This is a genomic window from Streptomyces sp. PA03-6a (assembly GCF_033792765.1).
GTDB lineage: Bacteria > Actinomycetota > Actinomycetes > Streptomycetales > Streptomycetaceae > Actinacidiphila.
This window is the reverse complement of record NZ_JARAVK010000009.1, coordinates 48,818-66,472: the sequence shown is the minus strand read 5'-3', so window position 1 is coordinate 66,472 and position 17,655 is coordinate 48,818. Positions and strand designations below refer to the sequence as shown.

19 protein-coding genes are annotated in these 17,655 nt (G+C 71.2%); 10 read left to right on the top strand and 9 right to left on the bottom strand.

The genetic code is table 11. The annotated features are described in order from the left end of the window. Positions 1-2: 2 nt before the first annotated feature. A complete protein-coding gene (locus tag PV350_RS04135; protein ID WP_499516308.1) occupies positions 3-434 on the bottom strand; it encodes an NfeD family protein in 432 nt (143 codons plus the stop codon). Between the two features lie 319 nt (positions 435-753). Here PV350_RS04135 and PV350_RS04130 point away from each other — a divergent pair, with 319 nt between their 5' ends. Further along, the gene (locus tag PV350_RS04130) at positions 754-1,110 is read left to right on the top strand and encodes a hypothetical protein (RefSeq protein WP_500332852.1); all 357 of its coding nucleotides are present in this window, start codon (positions 754-756) and stop codon (positions 1,108-1,110) included. A 194-nt stretch (positions 1,111-1,304) separates the two neighbouring features. On the opposite strand, the gene PV350_RS04125 is transcribed toward PV350_RS04130, so the two are convergent. Together PV350_RS04125 and PV350_RS04120 are read right to left on the bottom strand one after the other, a co-directional pair. Then, complete coding sequence (locus PV350_RS04125; RefSeq protein ID WP_499516306.1) at positions 1,305-1,796, bottom strand: SPW repeat protein; 492 nt, start codon at positions 1,794-1,796, stop codon at positions 1,305-1,307. A gap of 295 nt (positions 1,797-2,091) precedes the next feature. Further along, complete coding sequence (locus PV350_RS04120) at positions 2,092-3,096, bottom strand: LysR family transcriptional regulator (protein ID WP_500332851.1); 1,005 nt, start codon at positions 3,094-3,096, stop codon at positions 2,092-2,094. A gap of 173 nt (positions 3,097-3,269) precedes the next feature. Here PV350_RS04120 and PV350_RS04115 point away from each other — a divergent pair, with 173 nt between their 5' ends. Continuing rightward, positions 3,270-3,830, top strand: a complete 561-nt coding sequence (locus tag PV350_RS04115; RefSeq protein WP_499516304.1) for a flavin reductase family protein — start codon at positions 3,270-3,272, stop codon at positions 3,828-3,830. Between the two features lie 82 nt (positions 3,831-3,912). Beyond that, positions 3,913-5,511 (top strand): 4-hydroxyphenylacetate 3-hydroxylase family protein, encoded by a 1,599-nt coding sequence (locus PV350_RS04110; protein ID WP_499516303.1) that lies wholly within the window; start codon positions 3,913-3,915, stop codon positions 5,509-5,511. 100 nt (positions 5,512-5,611) lie between these two features. Here the strand turns inward: PV350_RS04110 and PV350_RS04105 are convergent, their stop codons facing one another. Both PV350_RS04105 and PV350_RS04100 read right to left on the bottom strand, forming a co-directional pair. Further along, the gene (locus PV350_RS04105; protein WP_499517045.1) at positions 5,612-8,407 is read right to left on the bottom strand and encodes an FtsX-like permease family protein; all 2,796 of its coding nucleotides are present in this window, start codon (positions 8,405-8,407) and stop codon (positions 5,612-5,614) included. A gap of 5 nt (positions 8,408-8,412) precedes the next feature. Next, positions 8,413-9,111: an ABC transporter ATP-binding protein gene (locus PV350_RS04100; RefSeq protein WP_499516302.1), complete on the bottom strand. Its 699-nt coding sequence runs from the start codon at positions 9,109-9,111 to the stop codon at positions 8,413-8,415. A 69-nt stretch (positions 9,112-9,180) separates the two neighbouring features. On the opposite strand from PV350_RS04100, the gene PV350_RS04095 reads away from it, so the two are divergent. Beyond that, positions 9,181-9,765, top strand: coding sequence for a PadR family transcriptional regulator (locus PV350_RS04095; RefSeq protein ID WP_499516301.1), 585 nt, complete (start codon positions 9,181-9,183; stop codon positions 9,763-9,765). Positions 9,766-9,819: 54 nt separating this feature from the next. Here the strand turns inward: PV350_RS04095 and PV350_RS04090 are convergent, their stop codons facing one another. After that, positions 9,820-10,755, bottom strand: coding sequence for a LysR family transcriptional regulator (locus PV350_RS04090; RefSeq protein WP_500332850.1), 936 nt, complete (start codon positions 10,753-10,755; stop codon positions 9,820-9,822). 135 nt (positions 10,756-10,890) lie between these two features. On the opposite strand from PV350_RS04090, the gene PV350_RS04085 reads away from it, so the two are divergent. The 3 genes from PV350_RS04085 to PV350_RS04075 all read left to right on the top strand — a co-directional run bounded on the left by PV350_RS04085 (position 10,891) and on the right by PV350_RS04075 (position 13,276). Next, on the top strand, positions 10,891-12,135 hold the full coding sequence (locus tag PV350_RS04085) for an MFS transporter (protein ID WP_499516299.1): 1,245 nt from the start codon (positions 10,891-10,893) through the stop codon (positions 12,133-12,135). Positions 12,136-12,363: 228 nt separating this feature from the next. Further along, positions 12,364-12,843 (top strand): hypothetical protein, encoded by a 480-nt coding sequence (locus tag PV350_RS04080; protein WP_500332849.1) that lies wholly within the window; start codon positions 12,364-12,366, stop codon positions 12,841-12,843. Between the two features lie 64 nt (positions 12,844-12,907). Beyond that, on the top strand, positions 12,908-13,276 hold the full coding sequence (locus tag PV350_RS04075; protein WP_499516297.1) for an SH3 domain-containing protein: 369 nt from the start codon (positions 12,908-12,910) through the stop codon (positions 13,274-13,276). Between the two features lie 87 nt (positions 13,277-13,363). Here PV350_RS04075 and PV350_RS04070 read toward each other — a convergent pair whose 3' ends face one another. Further along, positions 13,364-14,263 (bottom strand): helix-turn-helix domain-containing protein, encoded by a 900-nt coding sequence (locus PV350_RS04070; RefSeq protein ID WP_500332848.1) that lies wholly within the window; start codon positions 14,261-14,263, stop codon positions 13,364-13,366. A gap of 159 nt (positions 14,264-14,422) precedes the next feature. On the opposite strand from PV350_RS04070, the gene PV350_RS04065 reads away from it, so the two are divergent. Together PV350_RS04065 and PV350_RS04060 are read left to right on the top strand one after the other, a co-directional pair. Further along, a complete protein-coding gene (locus PV350_RS04065) occupies positions 14,423-14,857 on the top strand; it encodes a nuclear transport factor 2 family protein (protein WP_500332847.1) in 435 nt (144 codons plus the stop codon). 145 nt (positions 14,858-15,002) lie between these two features. Beyond that, complete coding sequence (locus tag PV350_RS04060; protein ID WP_500332846.1) at positions 15,003-15,221, top strand: hypothetical protein; 219 nt, start codon at positions 15,003-15,005, stop codon at positions 15,219-15,221. Between the two features lie 73 nt (positions 15,222-15,294). Here PV350_RS04060 and PV350_RS04055 read toward each other — a convergent pair whose 3' ends face one another. Together PV350_RS04055 and PV350_RS04050 are read right to left on the bottom strand one after the other, a co-directional pair. Continuing rightward, positions 15,295-15,732 carry a DUF6174 domain-containing protein gene (locus tag PV350_RS04055; protein WP_499516293.1) on the bottom strand — a complete coding sequence of 146 codons (438 nt, stop codon included), beginning with the start codon at positions 15,730-15,732 and terminating at the stop codon, positions 15,295-15,297. A 101-nt stretch (positions 15,733-15,833) separates the two neighbouring features. Further along, positions 15,834-16,358: a tetratricopeptide repeat protein gene (locus PV350_RS04050; protein WP_500332845.1), complete on the bottom strand. Its 525-nt coding sequence runs from the start codon at positions 16,356-16,358 to the stop codon at positions 15,834-15,836. A 156-nt stretch (positions 16,359-16,514) separates the two neighbouring features. Between PV350_RS04050 and PV350_RS04045 the strand changes: the two genes are divergently transcribed. Next, positions 16,515-17,507 (top strand): ArsR/SmtB family transcription factor, encoded by a 993-nt coding sequence (locus tag PV350_RS04045; RefSeq protein ID WP_500332844.1) that lies wholly within the window; start codon positions 16,515-16,517, stop codon positions 17,505-17,507. The last annotated feature ends 148 nt before the right edge of the window (positions 17,508-17,655 follow it).

Here is a 17,655-nt window from a genome sequence, read left to right as displayed (position 1 = left end):
GTTCACTCCTGGGGGTAGACGAGTGCGGTGGCGCCGCTGATCTCGATGACGTCGACGGTCGTTCCCGGAGGTATCACCAGCGTCTCGTCATAGGCTCGGGCCGTCCATTCCTCGCCTCCGATGCGGACCCTGCCGCCCATGCCCGTCACCTCTGAGACGACGTAGGCGCTCCTGCCGACCAGCGCCTCGACACCGAATCGCTCCGCCGGGGGCCGGCGCACGTGGCGCAGCACGACGGGACGGATGAACAGAACGGTGCTCGCAGCAACGACGGTGAACACCACGAACTGCAAGGGCAGCGGAAGCCCGGCTGCCGCGGATCCCGCCGTGATCAAGGCAGCCCCACCCAGCAGCCCCAGCGCGGCAGTGAGCGTGAAGAGCTCCGCCACGGCCAGCCCTGCCGCGGCGATGAGCCAGATCAGCCACGGGTCCATGCCCCTCCTGCCGCGTGCAGTAGGTGAACGGCCGGCCGACGCGCCCCGCTCGGTCGGCGACCAAGTTCCCCCTTAGGTGACCTACCCGTACGAAATGCCGGAAATCAAAGCTTCAGCCGGAATGAGGGGAAACGCCGGGACGGGCGAGCAGCGCACGCCGTCGCAGCCACCCCCTGCCCTGGACGTGTGGAGTGGGGCGCCGCTGTTCGTCACGGACGGCGTAAACGATCAGCACCTCATGGCCGCGCTCGACTGAGCGGCTCGCCGGACGCCCCGCGGCTACCCGCCGGGCCGGGCGCCGGCGCGAGAGGATTCCCGCATGCCGCACATGACAGCCGAAGAGGCCGCCGACTGCCTCGGCATCGCCGACGAGCACCTCGCCGCGTGCGTCGCCATCGTGGACGCACTGCGCACCCCCGACGCCCGGCGGGCCGAGATCGAGCAGCTGCGCGCCGAGCTCGAAGCAGTTGACGAGGTGCTGCGCGAGGCGGGGATCGACCACCCGACGGGCGCCCTGGGCGTCCACGACCTGCACAGCATGCGCGACATCGCCCGCGAGGACGCCGACGAGGACGCCCGGGCGGCACGAATCGTCGCCGCCCTCAGACGCACGAGGAACAGTCTGCCCGCGGAAGTCCTCGCCGCCCTCGACGAGTACGACGCGGCTTCGACGTGACGGGCGGGAATTGCGTGGCGCACAGGGGCAGACGCAGTGCCGAGGTCCACGCGCACGACGGAGCCGCCGGTGTCCGGGGGCGGCATCACCGTCACCCGGCGCTCCGCTCCTCCACGACAGCATCCTGATGGAGCAGCTCCGCGCAGATGACGCGGGGCGCGGGCCTCAGCCGGGCCCGCGCCGACCGTTCTGCGTCACCGGCGCCCCAGCCCTCCAGGGGTGTGTGACATGCCGTGCTCCTGGGCGCGAGCGCCACCGGGACGCGTTGTTGCCGCAGCGAGCGCGAGCACCAGGCCGATCGCTCCGACGATCACGTTGTTCGTGATGGTGCGCCACGTACTGACATCTCCCGCGATGCACCAGGGCGAGATGATCGTCCACAGGGCGATGATCGCCGCAGCCCAGGCCTTGGAGTGGGTGCGCTCGAAGCCTCGCCCCGCCCCGCCCATGAGCAGGGCGTACGCGATACCGGCGATGAGGTTGTTGACGGCGATCGTCGACAGCGCATTGAAGCCCAACAGCGCGTTGAAACCCGCGATCCACGGTGACGCGGCCAGATAGACGCCGGTGAGCAGACCCATGGCCCTGATGGCCTGACCGCGATGGGTCGCGGTCGCACGCTCGTAATCGGCGCGAAGTTCCAGCAGATCGGGGTGCTGCTCGATGCCGGGTTGTGTGCGCGACATACGGACCATCTCCCGCCATTTTGGTCATTCCACATATCCCCCTACCCGGACTTATGCATTCGATTCCGGTCGTTTCCGACCAGGCGCGACGCGGAGATCCAGCCGCCGGCAGGGCGGGGGCGCGGTCGGCAGGGGCCCGGAGCGTCCGGGGGGCGTCGGCGGCGGTGACGTGGCAGAGCTCGGCGACGCACACGCCCCGAGGGCGATGAATGCTTTCAATGACAGTGCCGACGGTCCGGACGAAACGAGCGGGATCCGCGGACGGCCCGCCCGCACCACCGAGCGGGTGGGTGGGTCAGTCCTGGCGCGTGTGAGGTCCGTCCATGCCGCCGAGGACACTCGCGGAGGCGAGCAGGCGCTCGCGCAGCCAGAGGTGCGCCGGGTCGCTGGTGTGACGGGGGTGCCAGTACATCCTCTCGTGGATGTCGGGCAGGGCGACGGGCGGGGGCAGGAAGCGGATGTCGGTCGTCGCGGCGGCGAGTTGGCGTGCCGCCCGCTCAAGGACCAGGCTGGCCAGGGACGTACCCCGGATCAAGAAGGGGACGAGGAGGAAACTCTCCACCGTGAACTCGATCCGGCGTGGGGTGCCGAGCCGGGCGAGGTGCTGGTCGGCCAGGTTGAGTCGCCTGTCCGGCCCGATGCTGTACACGAGGTGCGGAAGACGGAGATATTCGTCGATCGTTATTCGCTGCGTCGCGCCCGCGGGGTTCGCGGCGTCGACGGCGCACAGCCATTGGTCGCCGAACAACGGATACGACGGGAATCCGGTGTCGCCCATCAACTCTTTCGGTTCGATGATGAGCTCGGCAACATCGGAGTCGAGCAATTGCCGCGGATCTCTCGATCGGGGAAGGACGTGGATCGTCACGCCGGGGGCCTCGGCGGCCACTGCTTGAACAAAGGGGCTCAGCAATACCAGCGTCGCGTAGTCGGACGCGCTGATGGAGAAGCTCCGTACGTCCGTGGCCGGGTCGAATTCGGAACGCTGCGCTATGGTCCGCTCGACGAGGTCGAGGATCTCCCGTACGGGTCGCACCAGCCGCTCGGCTTCTGCCGTGAGGGCGAGTTCCCTGCCCTGCCGCACCAGGAGCGGGTCACCGAACAGCTTCCTGAGGCGGGCGAGCGACGAGCTGGTCGCGGGCTGACTGAGGCCCAGACGCCGCCCCGCGCGGCTGACGTTGCGCTCGGCCAGCAGGGCGTCCAGCGCCACGAGCAGATTCAGATCGACGTTCCGCAGGTTCATCATCCCTGACCAGTCCATATATTCGCGGCGCAAATACCGTGAATTCAACATATGCATTTGACGGGTGTGTTGCGCAGATCATAGCGTCCCGGTCCAGCGGTGCGGCCCGGACGGCCGAAACTGCGTCAGGTTTCCCCTCCTGGGCGGTGGCACCCGCGCCGTCGCCGGTTTGGAGAGATCGGATGATGGAATCAGGAAATACCGGCGGCGGCCCGTACGGGAAAGACACCGTGCGGCTCGACGCCGCGCCGCGGCCGCCGGAAAGGACGGCGGATGCGGATGCCTTCCGCTCGGCGATGCGCCGGGTGGTCGGCGGATTGGCCGTGGTGACCACCCGTCATGACGGTCGCGCCTGGGGAATGACGGTCAGCGCGTTCGCCTCGGTCTGCCTGGAGCCGCCGACGGTGCTGGTGTGCGTCAACGAGCGCACGGTCACCGCTGCGGACATCCACCGCGAGAGCCGTTTCGCGGTCAACCTGCTCAGCCTGGACCAAGTCCCCGTGTCACAGCTGTGCTCACGCCAGGGAACCGTGAAATTCGTCGACGACCACGTCGTCGCGGGCAGCGAACTGCCGGCCGAGGTGAACTCGCCGGTGCTGCGGGATTCGCTGGTGACCTTCGACTGCGAGACGGCCGAGGCACGGCCCGTGGGCAGCCACCTCGTCGTCATCGGCAACGTGCGGGCCGTCATCGCGCCCGACCTCCGCTCCCCCCTGCTGTTCGGGCAGGGACGCTACCAACGCGGCGTGGACATGGAGGCGGTTCCGGCGATGACGGAGGCGGTGGCATGACGCCGACCGGTCCGCCGGCCCGCCTGTACGAGGCCGCCACCCACCACCGTCACACCAACGACACCACCACGGGAGACACGCCATGAGGACCGGCAAGGAATACCTGGAGTCGCTGCGCGACGGCCGCAAGGTCTACGTCGGGGGCGAACTCGTCGAGGACGTCACCACCCACCCCAAGACCCGCGGATACGCCCAGGCGATCGCCGAGTACTACGACCTGCACCTGGACCCCGAGCACCAGGAGACCACCACCTTCGTCGACGGGAACGGCAAGCGCCAGTCGATGCACTGGTTCCTGCCGCGGTCGAAGGAGGACGCCGTCCGCCGCCGCAAGTACGCCGAGTTCCTGTTCCGGCACTTCAAGGGCGGCATCTTCACCCGGCCGCCCGCCGGTATGAACGTCGTCATGTTCACCCAGGTCGACGACCAGCAGCCGTGGGCCGAGAACTCCCGCTTCACCGGCCCCCGCCGCGACCTTTCGGGCAACATCCAGCGCCAGTGGGAAGAGGTCACCTCCAAGGACCTCGCGATCTCGCCCATGTTCGTCGACGTGCAGTTCGACCGCGGCCGCGACGACGCGCTGGCCGAGACCCCCATGCTGCGCATCATGGAGGAGAACGACGAGGGCATCGTCGTCCGTGGCTGGAAGGCCATCGGCACCTCGCTCCCCTTCGTCAACAACCTCCTGATCGGCAACCTGTGGCGGCCCGGCCAGACGCCCGAGCAGACCATCTACGCGATGGTGCCGCTGGCCACTGAGGGCGTGACCGTGGTGGCCCGGGAATCGCGGGCCCAGCCCGACGCCGACCCCTACGACCGTCCGCTGGCGACCATCGGCGACGAGCTCGACGGGATGGTCTACTTCGACGACGTGCTGATCCCCTGGCCACAGGTCCAGCACATCGGCAACCCCGACCACGCCAAGTGGTACCCGCAGCGGCAGTTCGACTGGGTGCACCTGGAGACCCAGATCCGGCAGTGCACGCACGCCGAACTCATGGTCGGCCTCGCGCTGCTCATCACCCAGGCCCTGGGCACCAGCCGCCAGCCCGTGGTGCAGTCGCAGCTCGCCGAACTGATCCGGTTCCGCGAGACCTGCCGCGCGTTCATGCTCGCGGCCGAGGAGACCGGTTTTGAGACCCCGGGCGGGCTGTACAAGCCGAACAACATCTACATCGACTTCGGCCGGGCCCACTACCTCGAGAACCAGCACGACATGGTCAACAAGCTGATCGACTTCTGCGGCCGCGGCGTGGTCATCCAGCCGACCAAGCGCGAGCTGGACGACCCCTACATCGGCCCCAAGCTGGAGGAGGCGCTGCGTGGTGCCGAGATCAGCGCCCGGGACCGGATCAAGATCTTCCGGCAGATCAGCGAGCGCTTCCTCACCGAATGGGGCACCCGCCACGAGATGTTCGAGAAGTTCAACGGCACGCCGCTCTACCTGATCAACATGCTCACCATGCAGCGCACCGAGTACCAGGTCGACGGGCCGCTCACCCAGCTCGCCCGCGACGTCCTCGGTTTCGGCGACACCTCCGAGCTGGGCAGGCGGGCGCAGGAGGCGGAGAAGGCCTCGCACTACGCCGGCGTGCGCTTCCAGCCCGGGTACGCCCGTGGCCAGGACGTCCACGAGGGCTACATCGGCCCTCGGCCGGAGGGGGCGGCCGACCGGCCGTGACGACACCTCCCCCGGCCGTCCCGGGGCCCGGGGCTCCCGGGCCCCGGGCCGCGGGTGACGGCCCCACGACGGATGGCCTCCCCGCCGTTCCCGGCATCCGTCATCCCACCGCCAGCAGATGAGCGGGGGCGATGCGTGACTGGGCGCGGACCGGGAGGGCCAGGGCGGCGCAGACGAGAACCACGGCGGCCAGGGTCGCGAGGAGCGCCGCGCCGCCGACGGCCGGGAGGCGCCCGTCCAAGGTGCCCCAGCCGATCGCGAGGACCGTCCCGAGCCCGGTGACCGCACCGGTGAGGCCGCCCAGGAGGGCGAGCAGGGCACCCTCGTAGTAGCTGAGCAGGGCGAGTTCACGGGTCGTCCAGCCGGTGGCGCGCAGCACGGCGAGGTCGGCGGCGCGTTCGCGCATGGACAGCACCAGGACGTCCACCGCGCCGGCGGCTCCCAGGAGCAGCGACAGGGCGACGCTCAGGTAGTCGGCGGTGCGGGCCTGTGCGACGACGGCGTTGCCCAGCAGCGAGCCGGCCGCCTCGCCGCGGAAGCCCAGGGTGAGGGCGAGCAGGACGGTGAAGGCCGCCACCGCCAGGGCCAGTCCCGCCGCGCCGAGCGCGGTACGGCCGCGTACCCGCAGCAGGTTGCGTACGGCGAGTCCGGGGACCGAACGTACGGGCGCCGCGCGGCCGGTGGCGGTCACCGGGGGCGTGATCGCGTCCAGGGGCCTCAGCCGGGTGGCACGCCAGGCCGGGAACAGCCCGGCGGTGACCGCGAGCAGCAGCGAAACGGGCAGCACGAGAGCCGCCTTGGTCCCCGCGTCGGGCAGCTTCAGCAGCAGGCCCAGGACGTAGGCGAGGACGGCGCCCGCGGCGCCCGCGCCCAGGCCGATGGCCAGGAGTTCGCCGAGGATGAGCCGGAGGATCTCCGGCGGGCTCCAGCCCAGGCAGCGCAGGGTGCCGATCTCGGTGCGGCGTGATCGCACGGAGGCCAGGGCGGCCTGGGCGAGGAAGAGCGCGCAGACGACGAGGACCAGCACGAACAGCACGGCGCTCTTGGCGTCGACGGCCTTGAGGATGCGCAGGGCCACGCCCTTGGCGGTCCAGTTCTCCACGACGTCGACGCCGGGCAGCGCGATGGTCTGCGGTGCCGGTGAGCTGCCGATGGTGATGTCCACCTGGAGACCGGGGTACGCGGTGCGGATGCGGCCCGCGACCGCGTTGACCCGGGCCTGCGAGGCCGGGTCGACTCCGGTGACGCCGGCGACCCGGATGCGGATGGCGCTGATGGGGGCCTTGTCCTGCGCGGTCGGCTGCCGGCGGCTCTTGGTGAGGACGGGGAGAGCGTCCAGGGAGGTGAGCATGGTGGGCGGTGCGGCGAGGTAGCCGCCGAGATTGCGGTCGGGACGCAGCGGCCTGTTGTGCAGCGCCGTCCGCCCGGCCTCGTCAGCGCCGGTGACCTGGGGCGAGCGGTAGGTCTCCAGCGGTACCTCGGACAGCGAGGAGAAGCCGGGCAGTTCGGTGGCGTCGTAGCGGCCGACCGGGGTCAGGTACGGGATCGGCGTCCTGCCGTAGTCCTCGTGCGCGCAGGTCCGGGTACCCCAGCAGGCGGTTCCGGGGTGGCTGACGATCTCGCGGAACTGGGTGCCGGTGTTCTCCTCGGGCACGAACTCCACGAACTGGCGGTCCGCGTTGGTGCGCCACACCTCCGGGGACTGGCCGGCGCGGGCGCGTGGGGCCAGGCCCGTCCCGGCGCGGCGGTAGTCGACGGGGCCGACCGTCCAGTAGCTGTCGGCCAGGGGGGCGAAGAGGGACTTCCCGGGAAAGCCCCGCTCCAGGTCGGCGCTGACGCGTCCCACCGGTGTTCCGCGCAGGTCGTCGACGAAGTCGTGGGCGGCGGGGCTGCCGAGCTTCGCGCGCAGGGCGGCGGGGTCGCCGGCGTCCAGCCGCTCCACGGTGGCGTTCACCGTGCCGGAGGTGAGGGTCTGGTCGCTGAGCACGGCCGGGATCGTCCAGTAGGGCTCGTTCGACCAGTTCTCCTTGCGGCCCCAGACGGGCTTGTCCCGGTCGGTGAGCATGCGGCCGGAGGTGATGGCGTGTGCGAGGCCCACCAGCCGGTCCTCGGCGGCGGGGTCCACTGCCGACAGGAGCACCGGGTAGGAGACCGGGATCTCGGCGATCGCCTTGTCCCGTCCCGACCGGCAGGTGAGCCAGGAGTTCATGTCGGGGTCGAACGGGGACTCCTCGCGGCGGTCCTCGCGCATGAGGCTGGGCTTGAGGGGTCCGAATCCGCCGTCGTCGGTGTGCTCGATGTGCACGTCGGTCTTGTTGTGGTTGTAGTACCAGCAGACCGGATAGGTCCGGTGGTCCGCGTGCTCCTCCAGCAGACCCGGGAACGTGGAGTCGGAGAAGGTCTCCGACGGCTCGATCGGGTTGCGGCTCAGGTACACGTACTGGTCGGCGGTCCGGTAGCGGCCCAGACCCGCCGTCAGGGTCGGCTTGATCCGCAGGATCTGGGAAGGCGCCGTGCCGTCCAGGAAGGACGACACGTCGACCTTCAGCGTCCCCGGCACCATCAGGTAGCCGACGTTGGCAACCGGCGCGGCGACCTCGATCCCCGGCATCTTCTTGATCCGGTCGTACTCGCCGAGGCCGATGCCGCCGAAGATCCCGGACAGGAAGTTCGCCTCGACCAGTCCGTCGCCGCGCTCGACCGCGGTCTGGCTCGCGTGGGGACGCACCAGGACGTCGTACGCGGAGCGGGCGTTCTTCCGGACGGTCTCGGTGGTCCGCGCCTGACTGGTGGTCACCGTCGAGGTGAGCAGGGTGAAGCTGGTCGCGGCCACGAGGATGCCGGCGGCCAGTGCCAGCGCACGGGCCCGATGACGCCGCAGCTGGGACCAGATCATGGCGATCACGGGCGGAGCCCCCCGAGCCGGTCGAGGACGTCGGTGGCCGGCGTCACGCGTTCGTCGGCCACGATCCGTCCGTCGCGCAGGCGCACGATCCGGTCGCAGCTCGCGGCCACCTCCACGTCGTGCGTCGCGACGAGCAGCGTCATCCCGTACTGCTCGGTCAGCGAGAGCAGCAGGTCGATGATCTCCCTGCCGGTCGCGCTGTCCAGGTTGCCGGTCGGCTCGTCCGCGAGCAGCAGGCCGGGCCGGTTGATCAGCGCCCGCGCGACCGCCACGCGCTGCTGCTGACCGCCCGACAGCTCCGAGGGCAGCGCCCCCGCCCGCTGTGCCAGGCCCACGGCCTCCAGGAGTTCCATGGCGCGGGCCCGCCGGTCGAAGTCCACCCGGCGGGGCAGCACCGGCGCCAGGACGTTGTCCAGCACCGTCAGCGCGGGCAGGAGGTGGAAGCGCTGGAAGACGAAGCCGATCCGGCGGCGATGGGCGTCGAGCCCGCCCGGTGTCAGCGCGGTGCCGTCGACCTCCACCGTGCCGGAGTCGGGCAGGTCCATGCCGCCGACCAGGTGCAGCACGGTCGACTTGCCGGCGCCGGACGGGCCGGTGAGTGCGACGGATTCGCCGTCCCCGATCTCCAGGTCGACGCCGTCCAGCGCCACGACTCCCGGGTGCCGGCGGGACACGTCCCGCAGGGTCACGCTCATGCTTCCAACCACCCCTCATGCATTGCGGCAATGCAGGGGTACATTGTCACAATACAGAGGGGATGCAAAATGCCGCTGCACCACGCAGTGCTCGCGCTGCTGTCCGAGGGACCGAGCCACGGCTACGAGCTCAAGAGCCGTTTCGAGGACGCCATCGGCCCGCAGTGGGGCGGCCTCAACATCGGGCACCTGTACCAGATCCTGGACCGCCTGGTGCGCGACGGCCACGTCACCCGGTCCCAAGTGGCGCAGAGCGACCGCCCCGACAAGACGCGCTACACCCTCACCGCGCAGGGCCAGGACGAGTTGCACTCCTGGGCGACCACGGCGTGGGTCCGCACGGGCGGCTTCCGTGACGAGTTGTTCCTCAAGCTGTTCGGCGCCGCCTCACTGGGCTCCGACGCCGTGCACGCCCTGGTGGAGACCCAGCGCCAGACCTACCTCTCCGAACTCGCCGGTCTCACCCGCCTGCGGCGCGGCCACACCGACGACCCTCTGGTGGCCCTCCTCATCGACGCCGCCATCGCCCACACCAAGGCGGACCTCGAACTCGTGGACAGCGCCGTCCAGCGGCTCGCGCCGCTCACGCGGCCCGGTGTCCCGTCGCGCGGGGCGGCGGAGGAACCGGAAGCCCGCGAGCGCAGGGCGACGTAGGGCGAGCCCCGCGCCGCCGCAGTCCTGCCGGGATCATCGTGGACGCGGCGGCGTTCAGTGCGCGGTCACCCAGCCCGGCGTCCAGGTCCCGGCGGCGTCGTGGCCGGCCGTGGCGGCGGCGAGGTGGGCGCGGAGGGTGGCCAGCGCCGGGTGGGGGTTGTCGCGGTGCCACAGGAGCGAGTGCGGGTAGACGGGTGTCGGGTCGGTCACCGGGATGCGGCGCAGGCCGTGGCCGGCGGGCCAGACGAGGCTGGTGTTCCCGCCCATGAAGGTGGCCAGGGCCGGGGTGTCGGCGACGGTGTCGAGGAGCGCGTCGGAACCGAAGTTGGGGCCGGTCGCCTCGATGGTGAGGCCGAACTCGGCGACGAGGTCGTCGTAGTAGGCGGCCCACTCGGTACCCGGCACGATGCCGGGCATCCAGATCCGGTGCCCGGAGAGCTGTGCGACCGTCACCGACCGGGCGCCCGCCAGCGCGTGGGCGGGGCCGACGAGGAGCTCGAGCGGTTCGTCGAGCACCCGGACGGACTCGACGTCCTCGGGAAGGGGCCGGCCGGGCGCGGCGACGGCGCGGAACGACGCGTCGATCTCACCGGACCGGATGGCGGCGACGGCCGTCTCGATGTCGAACAGCATCACCACGTCGAGCTCGATCTCGGGGTGCGCACGGTGGAAGCCGCGCATCAGGCCCGACGCCGCGCCACGCGAGGCGATGATGTCGACGCGCAGCGGACGGCGGCCGGTGCGCACCGACGCGACCGCGCGCTCGGCGACGCGCAGCAGCTCGCGCGCGTGGGGCAGGAACGCCTGCCCGTCGATGGTGAGCTCGGCGCCGCGCGCCGTGCGGGTGAACAGCCGCACGCCGAGGCTGCGCTCCAGCGCGGCGATGCGCTTGGAGACGGCCTGCTGGGTGACCGCCAGCTCGGCGGCGGCCTCCTGGAACCGCCCCGCGTCGGCGGCGGCGACGAAGGTCCGGACGGTCTCGATGTCCATGCCCGACACCCTACGGCCACAACCATTGGTTGTGGCCGCCGGTTCTGCGGTTGTTTGATCCCAGGCCGCGGGTCTCGCTTTGATGAGTCCGATCGCGGACCGGTTGTGCAGGGTGAGTGGCGAGGGGCGTCGGGCATGGGGAGCGGGCACCGGCTGGGACGGCGGTTCGGGTGGCTGTGGGCAGCGTACGGGACCAGCGCGCTCGGCACGTGGCTCGCCTTCGGCGCGTTCCCCCTGATCGCCATCCAGGTGCTGCACGCCGGACCGGCCGAGGTCGCCGCGCTCGCCTCCGTGGGGTCCGCGGTGGGCGCGGCCGTGGCGGTGCCGCTCGGCCCGTGGGTGGAGTTCCGCCGCAAGCGGCACGTGCTGATCTCGATGGACCTGGTGCGGTTCGCGGCGCTGCTGACCATCCCCGCCGCGTTCGCGCTCGGCGTCCTCACCTTCCTCCAGCTCCTGCTGGTCTCGGTCGCCGTCGCGGCGGCCGACATCACCTTCCGCGCCGCCTCCGGCGCCTACGTGAAGACCCTGCTGCCGGCCGAGGACCTGCTCGTCGCCAACGCCCGCTTCGAGTCCACGGCATGGACGACCACGATCATCGGACCACCGCTGGGCGGCGCGGCGATCGGGCTGCTCGGCCCGGTGGCGACGGTGGTGGCCGACGCGGTCAGCTACCTGCTCTCGGCCCTCGGCATCCGCGCGACGGGCGGGCACGAGCCGCGGCCCGAGCGCCGGGAGGCCACGCGCATGCGGAGCCGGGACCTGCTCGACGGCTGGCGGTACATCCTCGCCGACCGGGCACTGCGTCCGTTGTTCTTCAACACCGCCCTGTTCAACGGCCTGGTGATGGCCGTCCAGCCGTTGCTCGCCGTCCTGATGCTCGGCAAGCTCGGGTTCACAGCATGGGAGTACGGCCTCGCCTTCGCGGCGCCCTCGATCGGCGGGCTGCTCGGTTCGCGGCTGGCCCGGCCGCTCGTCACCCGGTTCGGACAGCGCCAGGTCCTGGTCGTCACGGGGGCGCTGCGCGCGCTCTGGCCCGTCGGCCTGGCCTTCCTGGGGCCGGGCACCGGAGGGCTGCTGCTGGTGATGGGCGTCGAACTGGGGCTCATCTTCTGCTGCGGGATCTTCAACCCCGTCCACGCCACCTACCGCCTCGAGCGCACCGCGACCGACCGGGTCGCCCGCACGCTGTCCGCCTGGGCGGTGACGACCAAGGCCTCGACGGCGCTCCTGACGGCCGTCTGGGGCGTGCTGGGAGGTCTGCTCGGGGCGCGCACCGCCATCGGCCTGGCCGGCGTACTCCTGCTGGCGACCCCGCTGCTGCTCCCCCGCCGCGCGGCAGCGCACCCGCGAGAGCCGGAGCCGGCACCGAGCCGCCCCTGACGGAGTGCGCGGTCCCGACCGGCATCCCGCACACGGTGATCGTTTCAGACGGTACGTCAATGTGTCGTACACGGGTGCTTGTTGTGGACATGATCCATAGAACAGACTGGCGTCGATTCGCACAAAGAATCGAATCGCGGTGACGTGATCACCGCGGCCGCGTCCGACCGCCCGGACCGCCGCGCCGGTGGCGGTCCGCCGTACGCACCACACCAACGAGGGGGAACCATGTCCGTACGTCCGTCGCGCAGGTCGCTGACCAGCGCCGCAGGCGCTTTCGCCTTAGCCCTGGGCTCGACGCTCGCGGGCGCCGCCGTCGCGCCGACCACCGCCGCCGCCGACACGGGCGACCGCACGTCGACCGTGGCCTGCGCGTCCCTGTGGGTCAACGACTCCGGTGGCACGACTCACGCCAGGCTCCGGAACTGCTCCGTCACCTGGGGCAAGAACATCTTCGACGGCTCCTACTGGCAGACGGTGAAGTTCGAGCTGTACGACGCCCTCACCGACGGCGTCTGCGCCAAGTCGAACGTGATCCTGTCGCCCACCGGGGCGAGCTCGCAGGCGAGCGAGTGCAACGGCGTCTACACCGCGAAGTCGGCGACCTTCAGCGGCCGGGCCACCAACATCTTCATCAGGATCGCCTACGGCTCCAACTCGACCTACGGCAAGATCAGCACGAACGTCGCACCGCCGTCCGGTTTCTGACAGCCGCCGCCGGCGGGTTCGCCTCCACCGGAACCACGCCGGCGCCAACGGGAGGGGATCAAGCATGCGATCGACACGCAAGGCGAAATGGGCGGCACTGGCCGCCGGAGTGCTCGCCGTGCCGGCGGCCCTGGTCGTGAGCACCGCGGGGCCGGCGACGGCCAACGCGTCCTGCGGTCAGGGCGCCTGGGGCACGGACGGCACGGACGTGCGCATGCCGCCGGGCGTCAGCGCCAACATGCGCAGCGGCTCCAGCACGGCGTGCGGGGTCGTCGGCTGGGCCGACAACCAGGACGTCCTGATCTACTACTGCTGGACGTCCGGCCAGAACGGCACCTGGACATACCTCTACAACCAGCACGACGACCGCACCGGATGGGTGAAGGACTCACTGCTGCCCTACAACGGGTCCAACCAGTACTGCGGCTTCTGACAGCCGACCCGGCACCCCGGCCCCCGGCGGCGCCGGCCCGCACCGCGCACGACGCATCGGTGCGGGCCGGCGCCGCATCGCGGATCGTCAACCCTTGCGCCGCTCGTCGGTGTGGTCCGCCTCCCGCTCCGCTGCGGTGGCGGACCAGTTGGCGAGGATCGTCAGGGCGTCCTCGGCGGCGGACCCGGAGGGCGCGCTGTAGACGACCACGCTCAGACCGCTTTCGTCGGGCAGGCTCATGGTCTCCTGGTCGAGTTCCAGGTCGCCCACGAGCGGGTGGTTGAGGCGCTTGGTGGTGTCGCGGAAGACATGCACGTCGTGGGATCCCCACAGCATGCGGAAGGCGTCGCTGCGGGTGGACAGTTCACCGACCAGGTCCGTCAGTTCCCGGTCGTAAGGGTGCCTCCCCGCCTCGACACGCAGGGCGCCGACGGCGAAACGGGCCATGCGTTCCCAGTCGGCGTAGAACCGACCGGCCGCGGGATGGAAGAAGGCGAACCGGGCGACGTTCGCTCCGCAGGTCGGGTCGGCGTACATCTCCGCGTACAGGGCCCGGCCCAAGGGGTTGGCGGTCAGCGTGTCGAGGCGGTTGTTCATCACGAACGCCGGCATCCGCGGCATCCCCTCGACGATCCGCGCCACGCTCGGCCGCACCGCGGGCCGGCTCTGCTGCGGTACCCGTGCCCGTACCCGCGCCGCGGGCGCCGGTCCCGCGGCACGGGCGAGGTCGTACAGGTACATGCGCTCGGTGGCGTCGAGCCGCAACGCCCGGGCGAGGGCGTCCAGCACGCTGTCGGAGACACCTTTGAGGTTGCCGCGCTCCAGGCGCGTGTAGTACTCGACGCTGACCCCGGCGAGCGTGGCCACCTCACCCCTGCGCAGCCCGGGCACCCTCCGCTGACCGTACGTCGGCAGTCCGGCCTGCTCGGGGGTGATCCTGTCGCGTCTGGAGCGGAGGAAGGCACTGACGGCGTCCCGGTTGTCCATACGGACAGGGTAGGCAGGCCGCGCGAAGCGTGGGGGACCCTGGCAGTACCCCTCACGGCAGGGACTCCCCCGCCCCGGCCGTCCGGCGTTGCATGGTCTGTGCCCCGACCCCTCGGGGCACCACCCCCATGGGTGGACAGGACCGGAAGGACACAGACGATGAACAAGGCGACCGAGACGGTGATTGAGAGCCCCGCGGATGTCGTGCGGGGGCTGTACGCCGCGCTGAGCAGGGGCGACGTACCGGGTCTCCTGGAAAGGCTCGCCCCTGAAGTGATCGTCGACGAGCCGAACCAGCTCCCGTACGGCGGTGTGCACCAGGGCCGCGAGGTGTTCGTGCAGTCGGTCCTCGGCGCGATGATGGGCTACGCCGCCGTCGCCATCACCGCGGCCGAGGTGTACGAGGGCCCGGCGGGCGTCGTCGGCACGCTCACCGGAACGCTCACGGCCCGCACCACCGGTGAGGAGTTCCCGCTGACCATGGTGGAGATCCACCAGGTCGAGGACGGCACGGTGCGCAAGATCGACGTCTACACCAAGAACCCCCAGGAACTCGCCGCGTTCTACGCGCGGGCCGAGGCCGGAATCCGCTGACGACCGCCCCGAGCGGTCGGCAGACCGTCCGCCCGGTCTCTGCCGGTCCACGCGGCCCGAGCGGCCCTCCTGGTCAGGGCTGAGCAGACCGGCGCAGACCGCTTTTGCGCCCGCGGAGGCTGCCGGGCGTGCCAGTCTGTGCGGCATGGAGAAAAGTGCGGTGTGGATCGATCTGTCCGAACTCGACCCGGGCAGCCTGTCCGCTGCCCGGTGCACCTGGCACGGCGACCGTGCCCACCCGTGTACGGCCGACCCCGTGACCGGGGTGGTCGACCGCGCCGGGAAGCGGTTCTCGGCCTGCGCCCAAGCGGCCCGCGCCGTCGCCGCGGACCGTGGTGTCCCTCTCCCGGCGGCGGCGCTGTAGAGAAGCAGGGGGCAGGGACACGGTCGTGCTCTGCGACCCGGGTGGTGTGGGGGTGCGCAAGCGCGAACGATCCTCAAGGGTGCACGCGGTACTCGGTGATCAGGTAGTCGGCCTCGTCGTCCACGGAGTTCGTCTCCCAGTCGAGGTGGATCTCGGTGGGGTGTCCGTCGGGAGCGAACACCGCGTCCGCGACATCGGCCTCGTCCGCCCGGGCCTGTCGCAGCTCGGTGAGGAGGTCGCGCAGGGTCCGCACGTTCTGCGGCTCGCGGGCGATGGTCCGCCGGGCCGCCTCGTCGAGACCTACCGCCTCGGCCACCTTCCCGTCCGCCACGGTGATCCGGTACTTGCCCAGGCCACCGCGCTCGCCGCCTTCGGAGAGCAGCGTGAAGGAGTACCGCGCCGGCTCGGCCCATCGGGGCTCCGGGGCCGCTTCGGTATCGGAGCCGCAGGCGGTCGCGGCCAGCGCGAGCGCTGACACCGCGGTGAGCAGGAGTGCGTGAGGTCTCGGCATCGGCGTGCCCTTCCGTGGTCGGCTGTCGCTCCGACGCGACGGGCGGCGATCCCGGTCCGCGCCGAGGTGCGCGGTACGGGTGTCGGCGGCGCTGTGCCAACTCAGTCCTCGATCAGAGCCTTTCCGTAGTGGGCCATGGAGCGGTTGTACCGCGGCAGATGCTTGGCCAGGGCGATCAGGACGAGCGACAGCCCTTCGCGCTCGCGGCCGAGTGAGGCGAGGCACAGCGCGGTGACGGCATCGAGAGCGTCGTCGAGGTGGTCCGAGCCGTGGGCGCGCTCGGCCTCCAGCATCGCCAGGCCCGCGGCCGCATCGCCGGTGTTGCGCAGGGAGCTGGACATCTGGATCACGGCGCGGCGGCGGTTCTCGCCGGTCAGGCCGCCGCGTTCGAGCGCCTCGCGGTAGAGCGGGACGGCCAGGCCGGAATGGCCCCAGGAGTCGCGGGCGCAGGCCCTGTGGAACAGGCCGTCGGCATCTCCTTCGGGCAGTTCGGCCACGAGCGCGTCGATCTGCGCGAGGAACGCGGCCTCCTCGTGGTCGTCGATGACGGCGAACAGCGCGGCGGCGCGGCGGTTGACCTCGGCATACCGGCCGCCCGGCCCGGCTTGGTCGGTGACGTCGTGCATTGCCGTACTCCCTTGATTCTCCGGTGGGTTCGACCGGTGCCGGCCGAGGTGATCAATCCTGGCCAGGCGGTTAGGATCACCACCAGTGATTCGGTACGGGCCGAATCACCGTCGCCGGCGTACGACGCTCGGGACACGGAACCCACGGGGGTGTGCGTGGCCATCAGCCTCGGCTTCGGGCCGTCCGACCTGGCCCGCTGCCGGTTCGCCTACTCCCCGGTCTTCGAGACCCTCGCCGCAGTACGGATCACGACCGGACCGCAGGGCCCCGGGCCCGGTCCGCATCACCGTCGGTGGCTGCAGGAGGCGCTGCCCCGTCTTCAGGCGGTCGACCTGCGGCCGCTCACTCTGCTGCAGCCACGTCGCGGCTACACCCCGGACTTCCTCTCCCTGCCCCCGCTCACCTCCTCCCCGGACTTCGACGGCGAGCTCACCCGGATGGCAGCCACGCCCGCTTCCGTCGTGCGCCGCGAGATCGAGATGTCACTGCTCGACACCCCGGGCGCCCAGGCCGACGGACGCGGACGGCTGCTGCTCGGCGACCCGGCCGACGTGCTCGGGCTCCTGACACAGTTGGTGCGCGCGGCGTGGCAGGCGCTCGTCGAGCCGGTGTGGCCGCAGGTGCGCGCAGCGCTGGAGGCCGACATCGCCTACCGCTCGCGGCGACTTGCCGAAGGCGGTCTGGACGGCCTGTTCGCCGATCTCGACCGGACGTTGCACTGGACGGGCGACACCCTCGTACGCGACCCCGGCGGCAACGAGCACGTCGCGCTCGCCGGGCGAGGCGTGCTGCTCATGCCCAGCGTGTTCAAGTGGGACGAGGCGATCGTGATCACGCAGCCGCCGTGGCAGCCGGCGGTCGCCTACCGGGCCCGGGGCCTGGGCAACCTCTGGCAGCCGACGCGTGAACTCCCGAGCGCCGCCCTGGCACGACTCATCGGGGGAACCCGTGCCGCCCTGCTGACGGCGCTCGACGAGCCGGCGTCGACAACACGGCTGGCACAACGGCACCAGCTGGCACCCGCCACGGTCTCCGAGCACCTGAGGGTGCTGCGGGACAGCGGGCTGGTCGTCGGGGCGCGACACCGTCACGAGATCCGTTACCGGCGTACACCGTTGGGGTCGGCGCTCGTCCACGGCAACGAATAGCCGATCAGCACAGTCCCCTCGTCACGCGCTCAACCCCTACCGCCGTTCGCCCTGTGCCGCCACCGGTTTCATCCCCTGTTCGGGACCGGTGGCGGCGCATCTCAGGCGACGGCGCCCTCGTCCGGCGGAACGGACACCGCCGGGCACC

Excerpts from the sequence above, each read along its gene's own strand:
- PV350_RS04120 (WP_500332851.1), bottom strand. The coding sequence starts at position 3,096 with ATGCATATGTTGAATTCACGGTATTTGCGCCGCGAATATATGGACTGG.
- PV350_RS04065 (WP_500332847.1), top strand. The coding sequence starts at position 14,423 with ATGAACAAGGCGACCGAGACGGTGATTGAGAGCCCCGCGGATGTCGTG.
- PV350_RS04135 (WP_499516308.1), bottom strand. The coding sequence starts at position 434 with ATGGACCCGTGGCTGATCTGGCTCATCGCCGCGGCAGGGCTGGCCGTG.
- PV350_RS04050 (WP_500332845.1), bottom strand. The coding sequence starts at position 16,358 with ATGCACGACGTCACCGACCAAGCCGGGCCGGGCGGCCGGTATGCCGAG.
- PV350_RS04130 (WP_500332852.1), top strand. The coding sequence starts at position 754 with ATGCCGCACATGACAGCCGAAGAGGCCGCCGACTGCCTCGGCATCGCC.
- PV350_RS04055 (WP_499516293.1), bottom strand. The coding sequence starts at position 15,732 with ATGCCGAGACCTCACGCACTCCTGCTCACCGCGGTGTCAGCGCTCGCG.
- PV350_RS04095 (WP_499516301.1), top strand. The coding sequence starts at position 9,181 with ATGCCGCTGCACCACGCAGTGCTCGCGCTGCTGTCCGAGGGACCGAGC.
- PV350_RS04075 (WP_499516297.1), top strand. The coding sequence starts at position 12,908 with ATGCGATCGACACGCAAGGCGAAATGGGCGGCACTGGCCGCCGGAGTG.
- PV350_RS04060 (WP_500332846.1), top strand. The coding sequence starts at position 15,003 with ATGGAGAAAAGTGCGGTGTGGATCGATCTGTCCGAACTCGACCCGGGC.
- PV350_RS04090 (WP_500332850.1), bottom strand. The coding sequence starts at position 10,755 with ATGGACATCGAGACCGTCCGGACCTTCGTCGCCGCCGCCGACGCGGGG.
- PV350_RS04105 (WP_499517045.1), bottom strand. The coding sequence starts at position 8,407 with ATGATCTGGTCCCAGCTGCGGCGTCATCGGGCCCGTGCGCTGGCACTG.
- PV350_RS04125 (WP_499516306.1), bottom strand. The coding sequence starts at position 1,796 with ATGTCGCGCACACAACCCGGCATCGAGCAGCACCCCGATCTGCTGGAA.
- PV350_RS04110 (WP_499516303.1), top strand. The coding sequence starts at position 3,913 with ATGAGGACCGGCAAGGAATACCTGGAGTCGCTGCGCGACGGCCGCAAG.
- PV350_RS04085 (WP_499516299.1), top strand. The coding sequence starts at position 10,891 with ATGGGGAGCGGGCACCGGCTGGGACGGCGGTTCGGGTGGCTGTGGGCA.
- PV350_RS04070 (WP_500332848.1), bottom strand. The coding sequence starts at position 14,263 with ATGGACAACCGGGACGCCGTCAGTGCCTTCCTCCGCTCCAGACGCGAC.
- PV350_RS04080 (WP_500332849.1), top strand. The coding sequence starts at position 12,364 with ATGTCCGTACGTCCGTCGCGCAGGTCGCTGACCAGCGCCGCAGGCGCT.
- PV350_RS04100 (WP_499516302.1), bottom strand. The coding sequence starts at position 9,111 with ATGAGCGTGACCCTGCGGGACGTGTCCCGCCGGCACCCGGGAGTCGTG.